Annotated in this window: 13 protein-coding genes and 1 tRNA gene; 6 read left to right on the top strand and 8 right to left on the bottom strand. The window is 71.6% G+C overall.

What is annotated here, in order from left to right; genetic code table 11:
* Nucleotides 1-28 precede the first annotated feature (28 nt).
* On the top strand, nt 29-712 hold the full coding sequence (locus BLU20_RS05350) for an ABC transporter ATP-binding protein (RefSeq protein WP_029253030.1): 684 nt from the start codon (nt 29-31) through the stop codon (nt 710-712).
* Nucleotides 713-724: 12 nt separating this feature from the next.
* On the opposite strand, the gene BLU20_RS05345 is transcribed toward BLU20_RS05350, so the two are convergent.
* The 8 genes from BLU20_RS05345 to BLU20_RS05310 all read right to left on the bottom strand — a co-directional run bounded on the left by BLU20_RS05345 (nt 725) and on the right by BLU20_RS05310 (nt 11742).
* Complete coding sequence (locus BLU20_RS05345; RefSeq protein ID WP_083371865.1) at nt 725-2446, bottom strand: GAF domain-containing SpoIIE family protein phosphatase; 1722 nt, start codon at nt 2444-2446, stop codon at nt 725-727.
* 10 nt (nt 2447-2456) lie between these two features.
* Nucleotides 2457-6161: a transcription-repair coupling factor gene (gene mfd, locus BLU20_RS05340; RefSeq protein ID WP_083371864.1), complete on the bottom strand. Its 3705-nt coding sequence runs from the start codon at nt 6159-6161 to the stop codon at nt 2457-2459.
* A gap of 1 nt (nt 6162) precedes the next feature.
* A complete protein-coding gene (gene pth, locus BLU20_RS05335; RefSeq protein ID WP_083371863.1) occupies nt 6163-6759 on the bottom strand; it encodes an aminoacyl-tRNA hydrolase in 597 nt (198 codons plus the stop codon).
* 94 nt (nt 6760-6853) lie between these two features.
* The gene (locus tag BLU20_RS05330) at nt 6854-7453 is read right to left on the bottom strand and encodes a 50S ribosomal protein L25/general stress protein Ctc (protein ID WP_029253026.1); all 600 of its coding nucleotides are present in this window, start codon (nt 7451-7453) and stop codon (nt 6854-6856) included.
* Between the two features lie 273 nt (nt 7454-7726).
* Nucleotides 7727-8872, bottom strand: coding sequence for a glycosyltransferase (locus BLU20_RS05325; protein ID WP_083371862.1), 1146 nt, complete (start codon nt 8870-8872; stop codon nt 7727-7729).
* Nucleotides 8873-8995: 123 nt separating this feature from the next.
* A complete protein-coding gene (locus BLU20_RS05320) occupies nt 8996-9979 on the bottom strand; it encodes a ribose-phosphate diphosphokinase (RefSeq protein WP_029253024.1) in 984 nt (327 codons plus the stop codon).
* Complete coding sequence (gene glmU, locus BLU20_RS05315) at nt 9976-11652, bottom strand: bifunctional UDP-N-acetylglucosamine diphosphorylase/glucosamine-1-phosphate N-acetyltransferase GlmU (protein ID WP_083371861.1); 1677 nt, start codon at nt 11650-11652, stop codon at nt 9976-9978. The genes BLU20_RS05320 and glmU overlap by 4 nt, the downstream gene beginning before the upstream one ends.
* Before the next feature lie 18 nt (nt 11653-11670).
* Nucleotides 11671-11742: transfer RNA gene (locus tag BLU20_RS05310), tRNA-Gln, on the bottom strand.
* 130 nt (nt 11743-11872) lie between these two features.
* Between BLU20_RS05310 and BLU20_RS05305 the strand changes: the two genes are divergently transcribed.
* From BLU20_RS05305 to BLU20_RS05285, 5 genes are all read left to right on the top strand, one after another.
* Nucleotides 11873-12493, top strand: coding sequence for a TetR/AcrR family transcriptional regulator (locus BLU20_RS05305; RefSeq protein WP_043109775.1), 621 nt, complete (start codon nt 11873-11875; stop codon nt 12491-12493).
* A gap of 61 nt (nt 12494-12554) precedes the next feature.
* On the top strand, nt 12555-13502 hold the full coding sequence (locus BLU20_RS05300; protein WP_083371860.1) for an ABC transporter ATP-binding protein: 948 nt from the start codon (nt 12555-12557) through the stop codon (nt 13500-13502).
* On the top strand, nt 13499-14692 hold the full coding sequence (locus BLU20_RS05295) for an ABC transporter permease (RefSeq protein WP_083371859.1): 1194 nt from the start codon (nt 13499-13501) through the stop codon (nt 14690-14692). Before BLU20_RS05300 ends, BLU20_RS05295 begins: the two co-directional genes overlap by 4 nt.
* 49 nt (nt 14693-14741) lie before the next feature.
* The gene (locus BLU20_RS05290) at nt 14742-15248 is read left to right on the top strand and encodes a MarR family winged helix-turn-helix transcriptional regulator (RefSeq protein WP_029253019.1); all 507 of its coding nucleotides are present in this window, start codon (nt 14742-14744) and stop codon (nt 15246-15248) included.
* A 28-nt stretch (nt 15249-15276) separates the two neighbouring features.
* Entirely contained in the window at nt 15277-16464 is a 1188-nt protein-coding gene (locus BLU20_RS05285; RefSeq protein ID WP_083371858.1) for an MFS transporter, read from the top strand.
* The last annotated feature ends 32 nt before the right edge of the window (nt 16465-16496 follow it).

Raw genomic sequence — 16496 nt, 5'->3', positions numbered from 1 at the left:
GCCCGCGCCCACCACCGAAAGGACCACGATGTACGAGATCACCGACCTCACCAAGACCTACGCGGCCCAGGGGAGGACCGTCCGTGCGCTGGACGGGGTCTCGCTCAGGATCGGCGCGGGCGAGCTCGTCTCCGTCCAGGGCCCGACGGGCGGCGGGAAGTCGACGCTCCTGCAGATGCTCGGCGCGATGGACCGCCCGAGCAGCGGGACCGTCGTCCTCGACGGCACCGACCTCACGACCGCCTCGGACAGGGTTCTTGCCGAGGTCCGGGCCCGCACGATCGGGTTCGTGTTCCAGGGATTCAACCTGATCCCGACGCTCACGGCCCAGGAGAACGTGGAGACCGCCCTCGTCCCGGCCCGCGTACCCGGTGCCGAGCGTGCCGAACGGGCACGGGCGGCCCTCGCGTCGGTCGGCCTCGGAGATCGGGGCCACCACCTGCCCGTCGAGCTCTCGGGCGGCCAGCAGCAGAGGGTCGCGATCGCGCGCGCACTGGTGAAGAACCCGGCCGTGCTGCTCGCGGACGAGCCGACCGGAAACCTGGACGAGGAGACACGCGACGAGATCGTCGAGCTTCTCGAGGGCCTGTGGCACGACGGCCTGACGGTCGTGATGGTGACGCACGACTCAGCCGTGGCCCGGCGCGCGGAGCGCCGACTGCGGATAGCAGGCGGGACCGTCAGCGAGCTGACGCCGGCCGCGCGGACCTGACCGCGGTCTCCCCTACGGCTGCGGCGACCCGACCGAGACCGTGAGGACGACGACGTCGTCCCCGCGGTCCTCGGCCCGGACCATCCGGTCCAGGAGCTCGTCGGCAGAGGCGGGCTCCTGGTCGCCGACGGACGACCGCAGCGCCTCGAGCCGGTCCCACAGCGGGACGGTCCGCGTCTCGACGAGCCCGTCCGTGTAGAGCACCAGGCGGTCCCCCGCCACGAGATGCGCCGAACCGTCCGGCCGCTCACGGGTCGTCTCGATGCCGACCGGGAGGCCCGGCGTGGCCGCAAGGAAGCGCGCCTCACCGGCCGACGTGCGCAGCAGCGGTGGTGGATGGCCGGCGAGCGACCACGTGAGCTCGCGCGAGCCGTCCGGGGCGGTCGGCGACACGATCGCCAGGACGATCGTCGCGACGGCCGCCATGCCGGTGCCGACCACGACGTCGTCGAGCCGCTCGAGCACCCGGGACGGGGCGTCGTCGTGCTCCCAGAGGAGCGTGCGGAGCGTCGAGCGGACCTGCCCCATCTGGGACGCGGCGTTGATGTCGTGCCCGGTCACGTCCCCGACGACGAGCGCCACGCTGCCGTCGGTCCGCTCGAGGACGTCGTACCAGTCACCGCCGACCTCCTCCGTCACCGACGCCGGGGCGTACGCAGCGTCGACGGCCAGGCCCATGGGCGTCGGAAGGTCCGTGAGCATCGCCGCCTGCAGGACGCTGGCGACCTCTCGGCGGTGCTCGAGGAGGTACGCACGCTCCAACGCCAGCGCCGCGTTCCCGGCGAGCGCGACCGTCACCTCCTTCAGGTCCAGGGCGATCGGGACCGCGTCGCTCCAGCGCAGGGCGAGCGCGCCGTAGACGGCCCCCGGTGTGACGAACGGCAGGATCCACAGACCCTCGGCGCCCGCACCGAACTCGGCCAGGAGCGGGAACCGCTCGACCACGGTCGGCCCGTCCTCCAGGAAGACCTGCGACCGGTCACGGACGGCGCGGACGGCCGGGTACCGGTCGTCGTCGAGGTCCATGAACTCCCAGAGCTCCGCGGGCACCCCCGCGATCGGCTCGTGGGCGGGCCAGTACAGGCTCCGTCGGTCGTCGGAGAGCAGCGCGACGGAGGTGTGGACGACCCCGAGGATCGACGTGGCGCACCGCGCGACGGCGTCGACCACCTCGTCCACGAGCAGGGTGTCGAGGAACACCTCGCCCACCTCGCGCATGAGACTGGATATCAGCGCGGAGCGTTCGGCGCGGTCTCGCTCGGCCTGGACGCGCAGCGCCTCGCCGCGCAGACGGATCTCGGCCGTGCAGGAGGCGGCGAGATCGGCGAGCACCGACAGGTCGTTCGGCGTCCACGCGCGCGGATCCCGGTCGAAGGCACACAGTGCGCCCACGGTGCGGCCGTCGACGTCGTGCAACGGGTACCCCGCGTAGGCGACGACGTCCAGCTCGGTCACGACGGGCTGGGTGCGGAAGTACTCGTGCTCGCGCGCGTCCTCGATCACGAGCGGCGCGTCGGACGCGACGACGTGCGGGCAGTACGAGTGGGTGCGGTCGATCCTGCGGTGCTCGTCGATCGGGCCGCTCAGTCCCGTGGCCCCCGGCATCCGCACGCCGGTGTCGTCGAGGAACGACACGAGGGTCGCCGGCGCACCGAGGTACGCCTGCGCGAGGCGGGCATACCGCTCGAACGTCTCGTCCGAGGCGGTCGCGGCGACCGCTGAATCTTCAGGCACACACCAAGTATCACCGCTGCGCGGGGGTGGTCCGTCCCGTCGCCCCGACCTGGCTCGCCGCGGACACGTCCCCGAGGATCACGGCGTCGATCAGCTGACGCGACCACTGCAGGATCTCCGAGCCGCGCAGCGGACGTCCACCGAGCCGCGAGGTCATCGGGAACGGCACGAGCACCGCCCGGATCGCCGGCTTGAGCACCGTGCCCGGGTAGAGCCTCCGCAGCCGGAGCTGCGCCGACTCCGCGAGGTCGACGGGCGCGAACCGCACGTACTTGCCCTGGGCCGTGATGTCGGCCAGACCCGCGCGACGCGCGTGGTTGCGGAAGTCCGCGACGTCGAACAGCGCCTGCACCATCTCCGGCGGCTTGCCATACCGGTCGACCAGCTCGGCCCGCACCTCCGCGAGCGCCGGCTCGTCCTGGGCCGTCGCGATCTTCTTGTACGCCTCGAGCCGGAGCCGCTCGTGGGCGATGTAGCTCTCCGGGATGTGCGCGTCCACGGGGAGCTCGATGGTGACCTCGGGCGCCTCGGCCTCCGCGTCGCCCTTGAAGGAGGCGACGGCCTCCCCCACCATCCGCACGTAGAGGTCGAAACCGACGCCGGCGATGTGGCCGGACTGCTCGCCGCCGAGCAGGTTGCCGGCGCCCCGGATCTCGAGGTCCTTCATCGCGATCTGCATGCCCGCACCCAGGTCGGTGTGCGCGGCCATCGTCGCGAGCCGGTCGTGCGCCGTCTCCGTCATCGGCTTCTCGGGCGGGTACAGGAAGTACGCGTACGCGCGCTCGCGGCCACGGCCGACGCGGCCACGCAGCTGGTGGAGCTGCGAGAGCCCGAGCTGGTCGGCGCGCTCCAGGATCAGGGTGTTCGCGTTGGAGATGTCCAGGCCCGTCTCGATGATCGTCGTGCAGACGAGGACGTCGAGCTCCTTCTCCCAGAAGGCACGGATCACCCGGTCGAGCTGGTGCTCGTTCATCTTGCCGTGCGCGATCCCGATCCGGGCCTCCGGCACGAGCTCGTTCAGCCGTGCGGCCGTCCGCTCGATGGACTCGACCTTGTTGTGCACGTAGAAGACCTGGCCCTCGCGCAGCAGCTCCCGGCGCAGGGCGGCCGAGATCTGCTTCTCCTCGTACGCACCGACGTAGGTGAGGACCGGGTGCCGCTCCTCGGGCGGGGTCGCGAGCGTCGACATCTCGCGGATCCCCGTGACCGCCATCTCCAGGGTCCGCGGGATCGGCGTCGCACTCATCGCGAGGACGTCGACGTTCGTCCGCAGCTGCGTGAGCGTCTCCTTGTGCTCGACGCCGAACCGCTGCTCCTCGTCGATGATCACCAGGCCAAGGTCCTTGAACTTCACCGACCCCGTGATGAGGCGGTGGGTCCCGATGACGACGTCGACCGATCCGTCCCGGAGCCCCTCCACCGTCGCCTCGGACTCCTTGGGCGTCTGGAACCGCGACAGCGCCGCGACGTTCACGGGGAACCCCGCGTACCGCTCGGAGAACGTGTCGAAGTGCTGCTGGACGAGCAACGTCGTCGGCACGAGGATCGCCACCTGCTTGCCGTCCTGGACGGCCTTGAACGCCGCCCGGATCGCGATCTCCGTCTTGCCGTACCCCACGTCGCCGCAGACCAGGCGGTCCATCGGCACGGACTTCTCCATGTCCGCCTTCACCTCGTCGATGGTGCTGAGCTGGTCGGGCGTCTCGACGTAGGCGAACGCGTCCTCGAGCTCACGCTGCCAGGGCGTGTCCGGACCGTAGGCGTGACCCTGCGTCGCCTGCCGGGCCGAGTAGAGACGGATCAGCTCGGAGGCGATCTCCTTGACGTGCTTGCGCGCCCGCGACTTGGTCTTCTGCCAGTCGGACCCACCCATCTTGTTCAGGCTGGGCGACTCACCACCGGTGTACTTGGTCACCTGGTCGAGCTGGTCCGTGGGGACGAACAGCCGGTCGCCCGGCTGGCCCCGCTTGGAGCTCGCGTACTCGACGACCATGTACTCGCGCGTCGCCGCGTTCGCCCCCGCGCCCATCGACCGCTGCACCAGCTCGATGAAGCGTCCGACGCCGTGCTGCTCGTGGACCACGAAGTCGCCCGTCTTGAGCGCCAGCGGGTCGACGACGTTGCGCCGCCGCGAGGGCATCTTGCGCATGTCCCGGGTGCTGGTGCCCGGACGGCCCGTGAGGTCGGCCTCGGAGAAGACCGCGAGCCGGAGGTCCGGTGCGACGAAGCCCGGGCGCAGTGCGGCAGGAGTGACCGAGACGACCCCGCCGTCCGGCGCGTCCGTGAGCTGCGGGACGAGCCGTGCCGCGCAGTCCGCGCCCGAGAGCTGCTCGACCATCCGCTGCGCGGGCCCGCTGCCCTCGGTGGTCATCACCAGACGCCAACCGTCGCGCTGCAGGCGACGGACGTCGTCGAGCGCCCGCTGCAGGTCGCCACGGTACGACTCGACCTCGCGTGCACCGACGACGAACGTGGTGCCGGTCTCGACCGACTCGACCTGCGGATCGGCGGTCGTTCTGGTCTCGACAGGCTCGACCGACGAGCCGTCGGTCGAGCCCGTCGAGACCCCGTCGGTCGAGCCCGTCGAGACCCCGTCAGGATCCATGCCGAACGCACTGAGCGTCCACCACCCGAGCCCGCGCCGCGCCGAGACGGCACGGACGTCGGCGAAGGTGTGGAAGGACGCTGCCGAGAGGTCGATCGGCGTCGATCCGCCCGCCGCCGCACCCGTCCACGCGGCGGCGAGGAACTCCTCGGTCGTCGCGACCAGGTCGTGCGCACGCCGCCGCACCTTCTCGGACTCGTCGAGGACGAGCAGGGCGTCGTCGGGGACGAGGTCGAGGACCGGGACCATGCGGTCGACGAGCACGGGGGCGAGCGACTCCATGCCCTCGACCGCGACGCCGCCGGCGATCCGGTCGAGCATCTCCGTGGCGGAGGGCAGCCGTTCGACGAGCGCGGCGGCACGCTGCCGCACGTCCTCGGTGAGCAGGATCTCGCGGCACGGCGGGGCCCAGACCCCGTGGTCGCAGACCTCGAGCGAGCGCTGGTCGGCCACCGAGAACCAGCGGATCTCGGAGGCCTCGTCGCCCCAGAACTCGACGCGCAGCGGGTGGTCCTCCGTCGGCGGGAAGACGTCGAGGATGCCCCCGCGGACCGCGAACTCGCCGCGGCGCTCGACCATGTCGACGCGCGTGTACGCCGCGGCGGTGAGGCGCTCGGCGACGTCGGTGAGATCTGCGGTCTGTCCCACGTGCACCTCGACGGGCTCCAGCTCTCCCAGCCCGTCGACCACGGGCTGCAGCAGCGCTCGCACCGGCATCACGAGGATGCGGATCGGCCCGGCCTGACCACGCTCGGAGGTCGGGTGCGCGAGGCGGCGGAAGACGGCGATCCGCTTGGCGACGGTGTCGCTGCGCGGCGACAGGCGCTCGTGCGGGAGGGTCTCCCAGCTGGGGAGCACCGCGACGTCGTCGTACTCGGCGTCGGGCAGAAAACTGCGGATGTTGGCGGCCATCTCGTCCGCCTCGCGCCCGGTGGCGGTGACGACGACGAGCGGGCGGCCCGTCTCCCTGGCCGACATCGCGGCGAGCAGGGGCGGACGTACGCCGGCCGGCCCGACGACGTCGACGGCGCCCCGGGAGCGCACCTCGGCGACCGCGGCGCGGACGCCCGCGTCCTCGAGCAGTGGCGCCAGCAGTCCGGTGAGGTCCATGTCAGCCCTTCGCGTGGAACGTTCCCTGAGCCGCGAGCAGGCCCTGGGTGACGACGGTCTCGACGGCGTCGGCCGCGTCGTCGAGGAGGAACGGAAGATCCTTGCGCTCCGCCGTCCCGAAGTCCTTCAGCACGTAGTCGGCGGTGTCCTGCCGACCGGGAGGACGACCGACGCCCGCCCGCACCCGAACATACTCCCGGGTGCCGAGAGCCTTCGAGATGTCACGCAGCCCGTTGTGACCGCCCTCGCCGCCGGCAGCCTTGAGCCGGATCGTCCCGAACGGGATGTCGACCTCGTCGTGGACGACGACGACGCGCTCCGGCGGGACGTCGTAGTACTTCGAGAGCGCGGAGACCGGACCGCCCGAGGTGTTCATGTACGTCAGCGGCTTGGCGAGCACCACCCGCGGCCCGGGGGCCCCGCCGGGCAGCGTGCCCAGCCGAGTCTCGGCCACGACGGCGTTGGCCCGGTGCGCCTTGAAGGTCGCGCCGCACCGGCGCGCGAGCTCGTCCAGCACCATCTGCCCGGCGTTGTGCCGGTTGCCTGCATACGTGGGGCCCGGGTTGCCCAGACCGACGACGAGCCACCGCTCGCTCATGCGCGCTCCTTCTCGGGTGCCCGTGGTCGGGCGGCGACGACGAAACGCCCGGACCGTGCGGTCCGGGCGTTCGTCAGCGTACGTGCGGCGAGGATCAGGCCTCGTCGGCTGCGGGCGCCTCGTCCGCGGCGGCGTCCTCGTTCTCGGCGGCGACCTCGGCGCGCGGCACCGAGATCGTGACGACCGTGTGGGTCGGGTCCGTGACGAGCTCGGCACCCTCGGGGAGCGTGACGTCGCCGGCGGTGACGTTCGCGCCCTCCTCGAGACCCTCGATCGAGACCTCGACGAACTCGGGCAGGTTGGTGGCGTCCGCCTCGATCGTGAGCGACTGGCTCTCGACGACGTGGATCGTGCCCGGCGCGGACTCGCCCGTGATGTGCACGTCGACCTCGACCTCGACCTTCTCGCCCTTGTTCACGACGAGGAAGTCGATGTGCTTGATGAAGCCGCGGATGGCCTCGCGCTGCACGTCCTTGGCGATCGCGAGCTGGCTGCCGCCGTCGACCTGGACCGCGAAGAGCGCGTTCGAGTGCTTCATCGCCATCATGGTCTGGTGGCCCTCGAGCGTGATGTGACGAGGAGCCTCGCCGTGGCCGTAGAGGACGGCGGGGATCTTGTCGGCGCGACGGATGCGGCGGGCAGCGCCCTTGCCGAACTCGGTGCGGGTCTCGGCGTCAAGCTTGATCTCAGGCATGTGGATTACTCCTGCAATATGTGCGGGCCGAGAGCGAGTGGGAGCGCTCGGCAGTCATGAACGGCTGGGGAAAGCCGCCACGACGTGGCGGTTGCGTCGGCGTGGGACGCGCGACGGACGCTCGCAGCAGAGAAAGCTGACCGCCCAGTCGATCACGGAGCCGCACGGACCGGCAGTTCTTGGCCCGTCAGACGTCCCTCGCCGAGGCAACCTAGCCACTGTACCTGGCAGAAGGCCCCGAGCGAAACCGTGCGACGGCGTCTCAGCAGCGTGCTACTCGGCTCGCCGAGCACCCCGGACCGTGTCGTCGTGCACCGACTCGGTCGACGACAGGAGGGGGCTGGTCGGGCTGGTCCGGCCCTGGCGGTAGACCACCCGGGCGTGGAAGACGAACCGCAGCAGGAACGCGACGGCGATCGTGACGGCCTGGGCGAGCACCGCGGGAACCGTCGTCGCCTCGACGATCCACACGAGGAACGGCAGACGGACCGCCGCCTCGGTGGCGTTGAACGAGAACGACTCCGCGAAGCGCCGCCAGACCGACCGTCCCTCGCGCAGGTCGCGGAAGACGAACCGCTCCTGGAGCAGGAAGTTCCCGGTGATCGTCACCAGTGCGGCGACCACGGCCGCCCAGACGTAGACCACGCCGAGGGACATCAGGCCGGCCATGATGGCGAGGTTGAGGACCGCGCCGGTCGCGCCGATGACGGCGAAGCGCGACATCCGGCCGAACCGCAGCGACGCGAGCTGGTGCAGGTAGTCCATGCCCTGGCGGACGTTCGCCTTCGAGTCCCCGGCGTGCCGCTCGCCGAAGACGAACGGCTCCTCGACCACCTTGAGCCGGTTGCGCGTCAGCAGCTCGAGCAGGATCTTGAACCCGCGGGGTCGGAGCGCATCCATGTCGATCGAGGACCGGCGGATCGCGAAGAACCCGGTCATCGGGTCCGTGCAGTCGCGCAGGCGCACCGGGAACATCGACCGGGCGAGGGCGATCGACCCGCGGGAGACGAGGTGGCGCACCCAGCCGCTCAGCCCGTCGGCCCTGCCGCCGCCGACGTAGCGGGAGGCCACCACGACGTCCGCCTGCGTCTGAGCACCTGTCTCGAGCAGCACCGGGATCATCTCCGGCGGGTGCTGCAGGTCCCCGTCCATCACCAGGCACCAGTCGGCCGTCGAGCTCTGGAAGCCCGCGACCACCGCACCGCTCAGCCCGCCGACGGGGTCGTCCCGGTGGATCATCCGCACCGGGATCGACGACGTGGCGGCGACCCGTTCGATCTCCTCAGGGGTTCCGTCCGTCGAGTCGTCCACGAAGACGATCTCGGCGTCGTCGACGGGGACGACGTCCTCCACACGGCGCACCAGCGCCTCGACGTTCGGCTCTTCGTTGAACGTCGGGACGATCACGCTGACGCGCATGTGTCCTCCTCCGTCGACAGGCATGCCCCACTGTCACCCGTCGGCGCGACGAGGGTCAATGCGTGAGAACACCTACGTAGCATCCTCCACCCGATCGGCGGAGGCTTCCACCGGCGGGTGCGGTCAGGAGTTGCCGTCGAACAACGAGGTCACGGAACCGTCGTCGAAGACCTCGCGGATCGCGCGGGCGATCAGCGGGGCGATGGACAGGACGGTCAGCTGGGAGAAGCGCTTCTCCGGTGCGATCGGCAGCGTGTCGGTGATGACGACCTCGCTCGCCCCGCACTCCGACAGCCGCTGAGCGGCCGGGTCGGAGAGCACGCCGTGGGTGGCGGCGACGATCACCGAGTTCGCGCCGGCAGCCTTGCAGACCTTCACGGCCTCCGAGATGGTGCCGCCGGTGTCGATCAGGTCGTCGACGAGCACGCAGTCGCGGCCCTCGACGTCGCCGACGACGCGGTTGGCGACCGACTGGTTCGGCCGGGTCACGTCGCGGGTCTTGTGCACGAACGCCAGCGGCCCGCCGCCGAGACGCGCGGCCCACTGCTCGGCAACACGGATACGGCCGGCGTCCGGGGAGACGACGGTGACGTTGTTGGTGTCGACCCGGGTGCGGACATAGTCCGTCAGGATCGGCATCGCCCACAGATGGTCGACCGGCCCGTCGAAGAACCCCTGGGTCTGGGCGGCGTGCAGGTCGACGCTCATCAGACGGTCCGCGCCGGCGGTGGTGAAGAGGTCGGACATGAGGCGGGCCGAGATCGGCTCGCGCCCGCGGTGCTTCTTGTCCTGGCGGCCGTACCCGTAGAACGGCTGCACCACGGTCACGGTCTTCGCCGAGGCACGCTTGGCGGCGTCGACCATGAGCAGCTGCTCCATGATCCACTGGTTGATCGGCGACGTGTGGCTCTGCAGCACGAACACGTCCGCGCCGCGCACCGACTCGCCGAACCGCACGTAGATCTCGCCGTTGGCGAAGTCGTAGGCGCTGGTGGGCAGCAGCTCGATGCCGAGCTCCTGAGCGACGTCCTGCGCCAGCTCGAGGTGTGCACGGCCGGAGACGAGGACGAGCGAGCGTTCGCTCGTACCGGGGAGCATGGTGGTCATCGTGCGTCAGGCCCTTCGCTGAGTCCGTCAAGGGTGGCGACACCGGGGCTGGGGGGCGGGGGTGTCGGCTTGTCCGCGGCGGCGGCCGCCGCTGCGGTGCGTCCAGCGTGCTCGGCCTGCGCCTGTGCGCCCAGGACCGACGTCGCGCCGTCTTCCGTGTCTCCCGCGAGAGCCGCGGTGGCGGCCTCGGCGGCGGCGGTTCCGGGGCGGCGGCGTGCCACCCACCCCTCGATGTTGCGCTGCGAGCCGGCACTGACGCCGAGCGCACCGGAGGGGACGTCGCGGCGGATCACGGAGCCTGCTGCCGTGTAGGCGCCGTCTCCGACCGTGACGGGGGCGACGAACATGTTGTCCGCACCCGTGCGGGCGTGCGAGCCGATCACCGTGCGGTGCTTCTTCACGCCGTCGTAGTTGACCGTGATCGACGCGGCACCGACGTTCGTGTGCTCGCCTATCGTGGCGTCCCCGACGTACGAGAGGTGCGGGACCTTGGACCCCTCGCCGATCTCGGCGTTCTTCGTCTCGACGAACGTCCCGATCTTGCCGTTCTTGCCGAGGTCGGTTCCGGGGCGCAGGAAGGCGAAAGGCCCGACGCTGGCACCCTCGCGGATCACCGCGAGCGACCCGTGGGTCCGCACGACGGTGGCGTTCAGGCCGACCTCGACGTCGGTGAGCGTCGTGTCCGGGCCGATGACGGCGCCCGTGGCGACCTTCGTGGCCCCGTGCAGCTGGGTGCCGGGCAGGATCGTGACGTCCTGGGCCAGGTCGACGTCGACGTCGATCCAGGTGGTGGCCGGGTCGACGACGGTGACGCCGGCCGCCATCCAGCGGTCCAGCACCCGACGGTTCATCTCGGCGCCGAGTGCCGCCAGCTGGCGGCGGTCGTTGACCCCCTCGACCGTCATCGGGTCCGGGGCGACGACGGCGCGCACGGCACCGCCGGCGTCGCGGGCGATCTCGAGGACGTCGGGCAGGTAGACCTCGCCCTGCGCGTTGTCGCTGCCGAGGCTGCCCAGGGCGTCGCGGAGCACCGCGGCGTCGAAGACGTAGATCGACGAGTTGATCTCGCGGATCTCGCGCTCGACCTCGGTGGCGTCCTTGTGCTCGACGATCCGCACGACGTCGCCCGTCGAGTGGTCGCGCACGATCCGTCCGTAGCCGGTCGAGTCCTCGACGACGGTGGTGAGGACGGTGACGGCGCTCGCCTCGGCGTGGTGGGCGGCGAGAAGGTCCGCGAGGACGTCGCCGTCGACGAGCGGCGTGTCACCGGCGACCACGACGACCGCCCCGGCGAGCCCTCGGCCCGCGCCGCGACCCTCCTGGCCCTCCGGAATCCCCTCGGCGGCCGCAGCCGCGAGGGCGCGGGCGTCGAGCTCGGCCATCGCGCACTGCACGGCCCGCCCGGTGCCCGGGATCTCGTCCTGGTCGACGATCACCGTCTCCGGGGCGAGCGCGAGGACGTGGTCGGCCACGGCCTCGCCCTGGTGGCGGACGACGACGGCGAGCCGCTCCGGGTCGAGGCTTCGCGAGGCGGCCACGACGTGCCCGACGAGGGAACGACCGCCCACCTCGTGAAGCATCTTCGGGACGGCGGACCGCATCCGGGTTCCCTGGCCTGCAGCAAGTACGACGACCGCTGCGGGGGGTGGTGCGCTGGTCACATGAGCTCCCATCGACGACTGTGGTGCACGCTCCGCCCCCAGGACTCGAACCTGGACCATGGGCACCAAAAACCCGTGTGCTGCCGATTACACCAAGGCGGACCGGACGGCGAACGTCCTCCCCTAGTCTGCCAGGTCTCGACGAGTGCGCCGGACAGCCCCGGCCCCCACCAGGCTCCTACGGCATCATGGGGACGTGGCATCCGAATCGAAGCGTCCCGTCCGCTCCCGCATGACTGCCAGTCAACGCCGTGAACAGCTGATCTCGGTCAGCCGCGTGCTGTTCGCGGAGAAGGGTTTCGACGGGACGAGCGTCGAGGAGATCGCCTCGCGCGCCGGGGTCTCCAAGCCGGTCGTCTACGAGCACTTCGGGGGCAAGGAGGGGATCTACGCCGTCGTGGTCGACCGCGAGGTGCAGGCCCTGACGGGTGTCCTCACGGGTGCTCTCGAAGCGGGCGGGCACCCCAAGATCCTGCTGGAGCGCACGGCGCTCGCGCTCCTGGAGTACATCGAGACATCTGAGGACGGGTTCCGGATCCTCGTCCGAGACTCCCCCGTGGCGCAGGCGACCGGCACGTTCTCGAGCCTGATCGGCGACGTCGCGACACAGGTCGAGCATCTGCTCGCGGACCAGTTCAAACGGCGCGGGCTGAGCCCGGCGAGCTCGCCCCTCTACGCACAGATGCTCGTGGGCATGGTCGCCCTCACCGGGCAGTACTGGCTGGACGTGCGCAAGCCGAAGAAGACCGAGGTGGCGGCACACCTCGTCAACCTGGCCTGGAACGGGCTGTCGGGGATGGAGCGGAAGCCGACGCTGACCGGCGAGCCCCTCGGGCCCGAGGTCCGCGGCTGACGGTCCACAGGCGCCGGACGGCGGGTTGGCCTCACCACCGGCACATGGTTGGATCCGTGGCATGGGCACCCTCGAGATCGACGGCCTCACCAAGAGCTATGGCAGCCGGAAGGCGCTGAGAGGGACGTCGTTCGACGTCCGCTCGGGCGAGATCTTCGGCTTCGTCGGCTCGAACGGCGCCGGGAAGTCGACCACCATGCGAATCGTGCTCGGCGTCCTGATGCCCGACGCGGGCGAGGTCCGCTGGGCGGGCCGTCCCGTGGACCACGCCCTCCGACGTCGCATCGGCTACATGCCGGAGGAGCGGGGCCTCTACCCCAAGATGAAGGTGGGCGAGCAGCTCGTCTACCTCGCCCGGCTGCACGGCCTGTCCAAGGCCGAGTCCGTCGCCTCGATGGAGCGCTGGACCAGCACGTTGGGTGTCGACGAGCGCCGCGAGGACGAGGTGCAGAAGCTCTCCCTCGGTAACCAGCAGCGCGTGCAGCTCGCGGCCGCCCTCGTGCACGACCCCGAGATTCTGGTGCTCGACGAACCGTTCTCCGGTCTCGACCCGGTGGCGGTCGACGTGATGAGCGGCGTCCTGCGCGAGCGCGCCGACGCGGGCGTCCCGGTGCTGTTCTCCTCCCACCAGCTCGAGCTCGTCGAGGCGCTGTGCGACCGCGTCGGCATCATCGCCGCCGGCGCGATGGACGCCGTCGGCACCGTCGAGGAGCTCCGCAGCATCGGAAACCCTCAGTGGGTGGTCGACGTGCCGGGCACGAGCGACGCGTCGACGCCGGCCTGGGTCCCCGACGACGTCCGCGTCGTCGGGCGGTCGGGGTCGCGGATCACGTTCGAGCCCCGCACGCCCGGCTCGGAGCAGACCGTGCTGCGCGCCGCGCTCGCCCAGGGGGACGTCACCGAGTTCGCCCGCGTGCGCCGCCCGCTGACCGAGCTTTACCGCGACGTCGTGCGCGTGGACGCCGACCGCCCGACCGACCCGACCACCGCCACGGAGGCCTCCGCATGAGCGACCGCACCTGGCCCGCGATCCGACTCGTCGCGAGCCGTGAGATCCAGCGCCTGCTGCACTCCAAGGCGTACATCGTCACCACCGTGCTCCTCGTGGCGGCCGTGGTGCTCGGGCCGGTCGCGCTCTCGCTCGTCGGCGGGGACGACGAGGGCCAGCAGGTCGGGTTCACGCCGGCGGCGTCGTCGCTGACGGCGGGCGTCGAGTCCGCGAGCGCCGCCGGCGGCACGGACGTGACGACGAGCGCGGTCGAGGACCGAGCCGCCGGGGAGCAGGCCGTGACCGACGGCGACCTCGACGCCCTGGTCGACGTCACGGGCGCGGGCACGGAGATCGTCGTCGACTCCTCCGTCGACCCGGCCCTCGAGGCGACGGTCGCGGCGGTCTCGCAGCAGCAGACCCTCACGGCCGCGATCGAGGAGCTGGGTGGGGACCCGGCGGCCGTGACCGGCAGCGTCGCAGAGTCGGCACCGACCGTGACCGCGCTCGACGCCGAGGACGAGTTCGACCCCGCAGGATTCATCTCGGCGCTGGCCACGGGGATCCTCATCTTCGTCGCGATCATGACCTCCGGGCAGCTGATCGCGCAGGGCGTGGTCGAGGAGAAGCAGAGTCGCGTCGTCGAGATCCTGCTCTCCACGCTCAGGCCGTGGCAGCTCATGGTGGGCAAGGTCGCGGGCATCGGGCTGGTGGCCCTCGTCCAGGTGGTGCTCGTCGTCGGCGCCGGTGCGGGCACGGCGGTCGCGCTCGATCTCGTCGACCCCGACGTGGTGGACCTCGGGGCGACCGCCGCGTGGGCCGTCGTGTGGTTCCTCATCGGGTTCGTCACGTACGCGTTCGCGCTGGGCGGTGCCGCCTCGCTGGTCTCGCGCCAGGAGGACGTCGGCGCCGTGCTGGCCCCGTTCACCGCGCTGATGATGGTGCCGTACATCGTGGGCGTCTCGATCGCCCCCTACGCCCCGGACAGCCCCGTCGTCACCTGGCTCTCCCTGGTGCCGTTCTGCTCGCCCCTGCTGATGCCGGTGCGGATGGCCGTCGGAGGCGTCGCCGGCTGGGAGATCGCCGTCTCGGTCGGGCTCGCGCTCGCGACGATCCCGGTCGTGATCTGGCTGGCGAGCCGGATCTACGCTGGCGCGGTGCTCAGCAGCGGCGCTCGGATCAAGGTGAAGGACGCCCTGCGCGCCGCATAGGCACTGTCAAGACTCTTGACATCAAGAGACCTGGGTTAGGCTCACCCGCATGGACACGCACGCAGCCGGGGCCGACGAGGTCGACCGCATCGTCGACGCCTGGCAGCGCGAACGCCCGGACCTGGACGTCGAACCCCTGACCGTGTTCTCGCGCGTCTCTCGCCTCGCGCGCCACCTCGACCTCGCACGACGCAGCGCGTTCGCCCGCGAGCAGCTCGAGACGTGGGAGTTCGACGTCCTGTCGGCCCTGCGCCGGTCGGGCGACCCGTACCGGCTCTCCCCCGGGGCGCTGATCACCCAGACCCTCGTGACCAGCGGCACCATGACCAACCGCATCGACCGGCTCGAGGCGCGCCGCTTCGTCGAACGCCACCGGTCCCCCGACGACCGCCGCGGGGTGCTCGTCCAGCTCACGCCCGAGGGGCGCGCCCGCGTCGACGCCGCGATGAGCGACCTCCTCGACGTCGAGTCCCGGATCCTCGACGCCCTGGACCCGGCCGAACGCCCGCGGCTCGCGGACCTGCTGCGCACCGTCGTCGGACAGTTCGACGGCTGACCCGCCCACCACCGGTCGATCCCCACGACTGCCGCCCGGCGGCGTCCAGGGGCTCCTCCTCGCTGCCGTCCTCCTCTACGCCCTCAACCTGCGCGCACCCATCACCGCGCTCGCCCCGGTGGTCGACGACGTCGCGGTGGGCCTGGGCCTCTCCGCCGCCGGGGTCGGGGTCCTGACAGGGCTGCCCGTCCTCTGCTTCGCGGTCGCCGCGCCGGCGGCCTCGGCCCTGATCGAGCGCCTCGGCATCGAGAAGGTCGTCTCCCTGTCGCTCCTGACGATCCTGCTCGGCACGATCCTGCGGTCGTCGGGCTCGTTCGCGGGAGCGGTCGTCGGTACCACCCTCATCGGCGTGGCGATCACGGCGGGCAACATCGCGGTCCCGACCGTCATCCGCCGCGACTTCCCCGGGTCCGCGAGCACCGTCACGGGCATGTACACGTCCGCGCTCAACATCGGCTCCGTGTTCGCGACGGCGCTCACGGCACCGCTGGCCGAGGCCGTCGGCTGGCAGTGGGCACTCGTCGCCTGGACCGTGCTGGTCCCGGTCGCCTGGATCCCCTGGCGGCTCGCCGCACGGCAGCGTGCCGAGCGGGTCGGGGCCGTGCAGCCCCCACGCCTCGCCCCGGTCGACGCGGAGACCGGGTCGGTGCTCCGTCGGCCGATGACGTGGATCCTCGCGGTGATGTTCGGCGGCCAGTCCTTCGGGTACTTCGCGGCGACCGCGTGGATGCCGTCCCTGCTGCAGGACATCCTCGGCATCGGGGCGGGCGCGGCCGGGGGTGCTGCGTCGCTCTTCCAGCTCTTCGCGGTGGCCGGGGCTCTCGGTGTCCCCCTGGCCCTCGGGCGCGGGGTCGGTGCACGGCCCGTGTTCGTGGTGATCGCCGCCGCGTGGGTCGCGCTCCCCGTCGGCCTTCTGGTCGCCCCGGCCTTCTGGCCTCTCTGGGTCGGACTCGCCGGCGCCGCCCAGGGCGGCAACTTCACGGTGATCTTCACGGTGATCGTGCAGCGCGCCCGGACCGTCGGCGAGGCCCGCCAGACCTCAGCCGTCGTGCAGACCGTCGGTTACGCGATCGCCGCGACGGGGCCGTCGCTCTTCGGTGCCGCGCACGAGGCCTCGGGAGGCTGGACGGCGTCCCTGCTCCTGCTGCTCGGCGTGCTCCTGGTCATGACGGCCGCCGGCCTGCTCGCCACCCCGCGCGAGGGCACGAGGCGATGACGATGACGGTCACGCCGGGACAGCAGCACCGC

The organism is Paraoerskovia marina, assembly GCF_900105445.1.
GTDB classification, from domain to species: domain Bacteria; phylum Actinomycetota; class Actinomycetes; order Actinomycetales; family Cellulomonadaceae; genus Paraoerskovia; species Paraoerskovia marina.
The sequence above is the reverse complement of the archived record's forward strand: the minus strand, read 5'-3'. Positions and strand labels throughout refer to the sequence as shown.